Origin of the sequence: Novosphingobium sp. TCA1 (assembly GCF_009811895.1) — a bacterium.
GTDB lineage: Bacteria > Pseudomonadota > Alphaproteobacteria > Sphingomonadales > Sphingomonadaceae > Novosphingobium > Novosphingobium panipatense_A.
This window is the reverse complement of sequence record NZ_BLJH01000040.1, coordinates 21,016-29,040: the sequence shown is the minus strand read 5'-3', so window position 1 is coordinate 29,040 and position 8,025 is coordinate 21,016. Positions and strand designations below refer to the sequence as shown.

Annotated in this window: 7 protein-coding genes; all 7 read left to right on the top strand. The window is 66.2% G+C overall.

The window, feature by feature from the left end:
* Window positions 1-257: 257 nt before the first annotated feature.
* The 7 genes from NTCA1_RS25175 to NTCA1_RS25145 all read left to right on the top strand — a co-directional run bounded on the left by NTCA1_RS25175 (window position 258) and on the right by NTCA1_RS25145 (window position 8,010).
* The gene (locus NTCA1_RS25175) at window positions 258-1,250 is read left to right on the top strand and encodes a glycosyltransferase (protein ID WP_159832171.1); all 993 of its coding nucleotides are present in this window, start codon (window positions 258-260) and stop codon (window positions 1,248-1,250) included.
* 4 nt (window positions 1,251-1,254) lie between these two features.
* A complete protein-coding gene (locus NTCA1_RS25170; protein ID WP_159832170.1) occupies window positions 1,255-2,706 on the top strand; it encodes an oligosaccharide flippase family protein in 1,452 nt (483 codons plus the stop codon).
* On the top strand, window positions 2,706-3,605 hold the full coding sequence (locus NTCA1_RS25165) for a beta-1,6-N-acetylglucosaminyltransferase (protein WP_159832169.1): 900 nt from the start codon (window positions 2,706-2,708) through the stop codon (window positions 3,603-3,605). Before NTCA1_RS25170 ends, NTCA1_RS25165 begins: the two co-directional genes overlap by 1 nt.
* A 74-nt stretch (window positions 3,606-3,679) precedes the next feature.
* A complete protein-coding gene (locus NTCA1_RS25160; protein WP_236549573.1) occupies window positions 3,680-4,714 on the top strand; it encodes a retropepsin-like aspartic protease in 1,035 nt (344 codons plus the stop codon).
* A gap of 71 nt (window positions 4,715-4,785) precedes the next feature.
* A complete protein-coding gene (locus NTCA1_RS25155) occupies window positions 4,786-6,606 on the top strand; it encodes an ABC transporter ATP-binding protein/permease (RefSeq protein ID WP_086493739.1) in 1,821 nt (606 codons plus the stop codon).
* Window positions 6,607-6,705: 99 nt separating this feature from the next.
* Window positions 6,706-6,888, top strand: coding sequence for a hypothetical protein (locus NTCA1_RS25150; RefSeq protein WP_133085378.1), 183 nt, complete (start codon window positions 6,706-6,708; stop codon window positions 6,886-6,888).
* A gap of 105 nt (window positions 6,889-6,993) precedes the next feature.
* On the top strand, window positions 6,994-8,010 hold the full coding sequence (locus tag NTCA1_RS25145; protein WP_159832168.1) for a glycosyltransferase 61 family protein: 1,017 nt from the start codon (window positions 6,994-6,996) through the stop codon (window positions 8,008-8,010).
* Window positions 8,011-8,025 lie beyond the last annotated feature (15 nt).

Sequence of the window (8,025 nt, the reverse complement as noted above, 5' to 3'; positions counted from 1 at the left end):
TAAGCGGGGCATATGATTCGGTCAACACGCTAATTTCAAAAAAATGACTTCTTTCAAAAAATGACCGTTTTCCAACGCGCGGGCCTCATTCGCCTGACAGAGATGGGAACGAAGCGCCGATTATCAACCCCGCCGTCCGATCCGCCTTCCGCAACGCCACGCGAGACATCGCCTCACGCTTTCTTTACCAGCCTGGCTTAGGGCCGGAATCGAAGAGCGCACCTTGAAGGCTGCCCGAATGGAGACCTGAAAAGTTCATGCCGAAGCCGGCCATCAGCGTTGCGATGAGCGTCTACAATGGCGAGCGCTTCCTGCCGCTCGCGCTGGAGAGCGTGCTCGGACAGAGCTTTGGCGACTTCGAACTGCTCGTCCTTGACGACGGTTCCACCGACCGTTCGCCCGATATCATCCGGGAATATGCCGAGGCCGATTCCCGCGTTCGCCCAGTGATCCGGGAGAACCGCGGCCTTGTCGCCAGTCTCAACCAGTTGCTGGATATGGCGCAGGCGCCGCTCGTGGCGCGCATGGATGCGGACGACATCTGCCATCCCGACCGCTTCGCAAAGCAAGTGGCCTTCCTTGCCGTCCACCCCGACTACGGCGTCGTCGGAAGCTGGAGCGAGGATATCGGCGAACATGGCGAGGCCCTTGTCCGCAGCGGCGCCGATCACCCGCTGGTTCATGAGGACATGCTGGCGGCCATCGAGCAGGGTGAGCAGCTGATCTGCCATCCCGCCGTTATGTATCGCCGCGATGTCGTGCTTTCCGTCGGCGGTTATCACGCCGCGTTTCGGCACTGCGAGGATCTGGACCTCTGGCTGCGGCTCTCCGGCGTTACGCACATGGGCAATATCCCGGAGCGGCTGCTGCGCTATCGCCGCTATCCCGACCAGGTTTCCGCCCGCCATTCCACCGAACAGCAGATCGGTTCCGTGATCGCCCGCCTGGCCTGGGAGGAACGCCGCGCCGGGCGTCCCGATCCGACCGAGAATCTTGCCCGGCTTCCGGCCATCGACGATCTCGACACGCTTTTTGCGAGACCGGGCATCTCCCGGATGGCGCGCGAGCGGGTGGCGCTGAGCCTGCGCTGGTCGCCCGCCGCCATGCGGGACAAGGGGTTCGAGATCCTGCTCGATCACGTTCGCGAGGGCGGGCGCCGCGAAGGCCTCTGGCGGACGGTGGCCCGGCTCGTGCGCTTCGGCGAACCGCTGCGCGCCTTGCGGCTTGCCGCCGCACTGGCCCGGAACTGAGCCCATGTCCGTTCGTCGCGCTGCGCTCTGGTCGCTCGCCGCACAATATGCGACGTTTGCGATCCAGTTCATCGCCAGCGTCGTCATCTCCCGCCTGTTCCTGCTGCCCGCCGATGTCGGGCTGTTCTCGATCGCGCTGGCTGCCGCCATGCTGGTTTCGATCTTCCAAGACCTGGGCATAACCCGCTTCATCTCCGGCCAGCCCGAAATGAGCCCGGCCGCCCTGCCGCATTATGCCGCCGTTGCCGTGACGATCGGGTGGACCGTGGCCGCCGTCGTCGCGGTGGCGGCGCCGCTGGTGGCCCACTTCTATGCCCAGCCCGCGATCGCGCCGCTGCTCTGGCTGATCGCCGCGTCCTATCTCGTCACGCCCTATGCCACCGTCCCGGCCGCGCTGCTGGTGCGCGAGATGGACTTTCGGACCCTGTTCCAAGTCAATGCCGGAAGCGCGCTGGCGGGGAACGGCACTGCAATAGCGCTGGCCGCCTGCGGTTTCGGCGCATCCTCGCTTGCCTGGGGCGTGCTGGCCACCGCGATTGCACGGGCCGCGATCGCCAATCTGCACCGGCCGGTGCGGCCCCGCCTGCCCAAGGACACCGGCTCGGTGCGGCCGATGCTGGGGTTCAGTTCGATGTCCTTCGTGCTGAGCGCCAGCGCCGCTATCGGCCAGCGTTCGCAGGACCTGATCGTCGGGCGCCTGCTCGGCATCGCCGCGACCGGCCTGTTCAGCCGCGCCAGCGCCCTGGCCGGGCAACTAACCACGCTCGTTACCGGCGCCATCGGCAGCGTGTTCTATTCCGCCTTCGCCCGCAAGCGCGACGCCGGAGAGCCGCTAGCCGAGCCCTATCTCCACCTCGTGGCCTGCTATACCGCGCTCAACTGGGCGGCGATGGTCGGGCTGGCGCTGGCCGCGGAACCGCTGGTCATGCTGCTCTATGGCCCCAACTGGATGGGTTCCGCCCCGTTGCTGCGCTGGACCGCGCTGGGCGAGATCTTCTTCGTGGCGATCCCGCTCCAGATGGACGTGCCGCTGCTGCTCGGCCAGATCAGGCGGCTCGTCTGGGTGAACCTGCTGGATACCCTTGCCGCCGTAGTGATCCTGACCGCCGGGTGCTTCATCAGCCTCGACGCGGCGGGCATCAGCCGCGTGGTCTACGGCGCGGTGTGGTGGGCGATCTATGCGATCTATCTGGGGCGCCTGATCGGATTCCGCTTCGGCGCGTTGATTAATGTCTATGCCCGCAGCGGCCTCTGCGCGCTGGCCGCCGGTGTACCGCTGGCCATTGCGCGCTGGCAGGGACTGGAGCCAGGCCTGATCGCCCTGCTGGCGCTGAGCGGGGCAGGCGTGCTCGCCTGGCTGGCCGCGCTCATGGCGACGCGCCATCCCGCCTGGAAGGAAGTGCGGATGATGGCCGAGGCGCTCTCGCGCCCGATCCTGTCACGGCGGGCAGGCTGATGCGGATGGCCTATCTGCTGCTGGCCCACGACGGCCCGGAGCAGCTCCAGCGCCTGATCGAAACCTTGCTTGGCCCGGATAACGACGATTTCGCGGTGATCCACGCCGATCGCCGCTCGGCGCTGTGGAGCGCCTTGCGCCGGAGCCTGCCTGGACCGCCCGGCCGCGTCCATCTCGTGCCCGATCCGGTGGCGGTGCGCTGGGGCCACTGGAGCCAGGTTGCCGCCACCGAAAAGCTGGTGCGCGAGTCCGTGCGCATCGGCTGCGACCATGCCCACCTCCTGAGCGGCGCCGACTGGCCGACGATCGCACGGGCCGATCTGGCCGCCGCACTTGCGGGCGATCTCTGCCATGTCGAAGTGCGGCCCGGCCACATGGCGGAGCGCATGCAGACATACCGGTTCGACACGCGCTGGCTGCGACTCGATCCCGCGCGGGACCGCCTTGCCTATGCCTTGACCTGGGAACTGCGCCGCCTGTCGCGCTGGCTGGACGGCACCCGGGAGAAGCTCGGCCGTGCCCGCGCACAGCCGTTCGGACCATGGGCCTACGGCTCGCAGTGGTGGACCCTGCCTGCGGACGCGCTGGCCGTGCTGGCCCGCGAGCTGCCGCTGCTGCTGCGAAGCGGACGGCTGAACGGCACGCTCTGCAGCGACGAACATGTCGTGCCGACATTGATAGCACGCCATTTTTCGGGCCGGATTGCCGGAAACCGCCGCTTCGTGCGCTTTCCCGGCGGGGCTTCCAGCCCCCGCCTGCTGGATGCTCACGACCTTCCCGAAGTGGCCGCGAGCGGCGACTGGTTCATGCGCAAGGTTGCCGCCGCGCACGACCCGTTCTTCATGACGCTTCCCGCGGCGACGCCTGCCCCGGATCGGGACCGCACCGCTACGGAATGATTGGTACGCGCCCCCGCACGGTGGTATGATCGCCCCTGCGACATCCGCAAGATAGCGATGCGCCGGAGAGAACGATGCCAGGAGCAGCCCTAGGGCTGACGCTCATGTTCGCCGAACTGGCGATTCTGGGCGCCCAGCCTGCGATCCTACAGCCTTCAGGTTCACCAACTGCGCCTGCGCAACCTCCTGCGGCCCAGCCCCATCCTGACCAACCAGCCCCGCCGCCCGCGCCCCTTGCCGTGCAGATCCCGAAAGTGGGCATCCAGCACTTCGAAGCCGGGCTGGACGCCGCGATCCAGGGCGATTCCCCGATTCAGGCCCAGGCCGACGACGACGACCGCATGACCGTGGCCGTCGGGATCGAGGGGCGCGGGCCCTATCGCTTCCTGATCGACACCGGATCGCAGACGACCGTGGTGTCATCGGCGCTGGCAGGCACGCTGGGCCTTACGCAGGGGCCGCCGGTGCGGGTGATCAGCATGGGCGGCGTGAGCAGCGTCGCCACCGCGCGGCTCTATTCGCTGGATATCGGCGAGAAGTCCTATCCCGGCCTTACCGTGCCGCTGCTCGAACGCCATCACATCGGCGCGGACGGCATCGTCGGCACCGACAGCCTGCAGGACCAGCGGGTCGTACTGGACTTCACCAAGAACACGATCGCGATAGGAGATGCCCAGAGCCTGGGCGGCAGCAGCGGCTACGAAATCGTCGTGCGCGCCCACAAAAAGGCCGGGCGCCTGATCATGACCAATGCCCTGATCGACGGCATCCGCGCCGACGTGGTCATCGATACCGGCGCCAGCTCGACGATCGGCAACCTCGCCCTGCAACATGCCATCCGCGACAAGTTCGCGGGCAATACCACCCTGCTCTCGGTGACGGGCCATGAACTGCCGGCAGGGCTGGGCTTCGCGCGGAAATTGCAGATCGACGACGTCAACATCTCCAACGTGCTGATCGCCTTTGCCGATGCGCCCGCATTTCGCGAACTGAAGTTGCAGAAGCGCCCGGCGATCTTCCTCGGCATGCGGGAACTGCGCGCGTTCAAGCGGATCGCCATCGATTTCACGACGCGGCGCATCCTGTTCGACATGCCGAAGGGTTCGTGAGGGGCGGTTCTATCCAGGGCAAGGCGGTCCGCTGCGATTGTCTATCGGCGTCTACGCCCTAAATAGCGCCGATGCCGCCAGACACCGCCGTTTCCGATTCGCGCGCCCGCCACGATGGCTGGCGCACCCTGCTGCGCTTCATGCCCTATCTCTGGCCTGCCGGAAATCCGGCCCTGCGCTGGCGGATCGTCTGGGCCTGCGTGTTCATCCTGCTGTCCACCGCCACCCAGCTGGCCCTGCCCTACCTGATGAAGTGGGCGGTAGACCTGATGGGCGCAACCGGCCCCAAGCTCGTGCAGCTGGCGATGCTGACCGTGCTCGGCTACGCCGCCGGGCGCCTGATCCAGACCGCCTTCGACAATTTCCGCAACATCGTGTTCGAACGCGTCGGCCAGGACGCCACGCGCGAACTGGCGGAAAACGTCTTCGGCCAGCTCCACCGGCTCTCGCTGCGCTTCCACCTCGCCCGGCGCACCGGCGAAGTGACCAAGACGATCGAGCGCGGCACCAAGAGCATCGACACGATGCTCTACTTCATGCTGTTCAACATCGCGCCGACCATCCTGCAATTGCTGGTCGTGGCGGTGATCTTCTACCTCAACTTCGGCCCCGGCCTGGTCGTGGCCACGGCCCTGGCCATCGCCGCCTATATCTGGGTGACCCGCACGATCACCGAATGGCGCACCAAGCTGCGCGAACAGATGAACCGGCTCGACGGGCAGGCCCTGGCGCGCGCCGTGGATTCGCTGCTCAACTACGAAACCGTGAAGTATTTCTCCGCCGAACACCGCGAGAAGGAGCGCTATGCGCAGGCCACCCGCGCCTATGCGGTGGCGGCGGTGAAGAGCGAGAATTCACTCGGCCTGCTCAACATCGCGCAGGGCGTGGTGGTGAACCTGCTGATGGCGGGCGCACTCGGCTATACCGTCTGGGGCTGGTACAAGGGCGAATACACGGCAGGCCAGCTGGTCTTCGTGCAGACTTACCTGACGCAGCTGTTCCGCCCGCTCGACATGCTGGGCATGGTCTATCGCACGATCCGCCAGGGGCTGATCGACATGGCGGAGATGTTCCGCCTGCTCGACGAACCGCAGGAAGTTTCCGACCGTCCCGGCGCGCCCGCCCTGGTGATTAACCGTCCTTCCGTGGTCTTCGACAATGTGCTGTTCGGCTACGAGCCCGACCGGCGCATCCTGAAGGGCCTCTCGTTCGAGGTTCCCGCCGGGCAGAATTTCGCCGTGGTCGGCCCCTCCGGCGCGGGCAAGTCCACCCTCGCGCGGCTCTTGTTCCGTTTCTACGACCCGCAGGAAGGCCGCATCCTGATCGACGGGCAGGACATCGCCGGGGTGACCCAAGCCAGCCTGCGAGCCGCGATCGGCATCGTTCCGCAGGATTCGGTGCTGTTCAACGATACCATCGGCTACAATATCGGCTACGGCCGCGACGATTCCACCCAGGCCGATATCCTCTCGGCGGCGCGCGGCGCGGCGCTGATGGGCCTGATCGACCGGTTGCCGCAGGGCTTCGACACGGAAGTGGGCGAACGCGGCCTGAAGCTTTCCGGCGGCGAGAAGCAGCGCGTGGCCATTGCCCGGACGCTGGTGAAGAACCCGCCGATCCTGTTGCTGGACGAGGCTACCTCCGCGCTCGACACCCGCACCGAGCAGGACATCCTCGCCACCTTGCACCGCGTATCCGAAAACCGCACCAGCCTTTCCATCGCCCACCGCCTCTCGACGATTGCCGATGCCGACCGCATTCTGGTGCTCAACGACGGGCGCCTGGCCGAAAGCGGCACACACGGCCAACTGCTGCGGCAGGACGGGCTCTATGCGGAAATGTGGGCGCGACAGGCCGCCGAAGCGGAAGCGATGATCGAGGCCGCGCAATAATGCAATCGTTAGGCAATGGTCGGGAACCTCAGGCCCGCTTGGGGGTTCCGCAGGGATGATCCTCGCCCTCGGAGTCCGACCCGCGTGAAATTGCCCCCGTTGTCTGCCATTCTTCTGTCCATGGCGAGCCTGGCACCCATCATCCCTGCGGCCATGATTGCGGGTCCGGTGTTCGCGCAGCCGGAAGCGCCTGCTGCCGTCCAGCCGGTCACGCAAGCCACCGAGGGCGCCGCCGAGCTTGTCAACGACCCTGACCTCCGCGCCGACACGCTCTCCCAATAACCCTTCCCCCAATAATCTTCCCATTATACCTAGGGCATTACGACGGATTGTCGTCACGGCCGGTCGGCGGAACAATGCTTTCGCTTGAATCACCGGCGGGGAAAGATGCTCGTTTCCAGCCCTCCTTATACCGCGCACTTCGTCCAGCCCATCGCGCCGCAGGAACCTGTGCCGGTCCGGCTTCTGGTTGGCGATCGGCGTCTGGATCTGGCCGTGGGCAGGCCGATGGACTTCGCGGCCCTGACCCTGCTGTCGGACCACGCCGTTTCGAAACGCAAGGCCGACCTTGAAGGCCCTGGCGTCCGGGCATTCACAAAGCGCGCGATCAGCCGGTGGAGCCGGCCGATCCGGCTCGGGCGTTTTCTCGATACCCGCCATATCGAGCCCAACAACATCTCGCACCTGCTGATGGATATCGTGCCGCTATGCCTCGCGGCCCGGCGCGCGCTGGGAGACATCGCCTGCGTCTTCCGCCCGCTCCAGCCCCCCTTCCGGGAACTGCTGCGCCATTTCGGCATAGAACCGGTCTGCACCTATCGGCCGGTCGCCGGGGAACGGCTGAGCTTCCGGCTATCGCGAGGGCTGGCACAGTTCGGGATCGATGCCCGGTTCGACGCGCCGCTCTACAGCTACACCGGGGAAGTCTACGAAGACCATCTTGCCGCCGGAAACGGCCCCCACAATGTCTTCGTCTCGCGCCGAGGGCCGCGCGCGCCTACGAACGGCGCAGAGCTGGAGGTCTTCCTGACCAGACGCGGCTTTTCGGTGCTCTATCTGGAAGACCACCCTATTCCCGAGCAGATCGCACGGATGCAGGCCGCCGACCGGGTGATCGCCATACACGGCGCTGCGCTCGCCTTCCTGGCCCTGAAGGAAACGACCTCGACGGTCATCGAGATCATGCCGCCCCATGTCTACCACGATCACTTTCCGGTCGGGATCGGCCACAAGGTCGGCCGCTATGTCCAACTGATCCCGCAATTCGACGAAGACGTGCAGTTCCGGGGCTGGCCCGCCATCTATCCGCACAAGCAGCGCCCCTTCGCAGTCGATCTCGTTCAGCTTGAGGAAGCGCTGGACGACGATGCTAAGGAGTTCGCGCCGAAGGCCCTGACCGGCTGAAGAGGACCGGCTGAA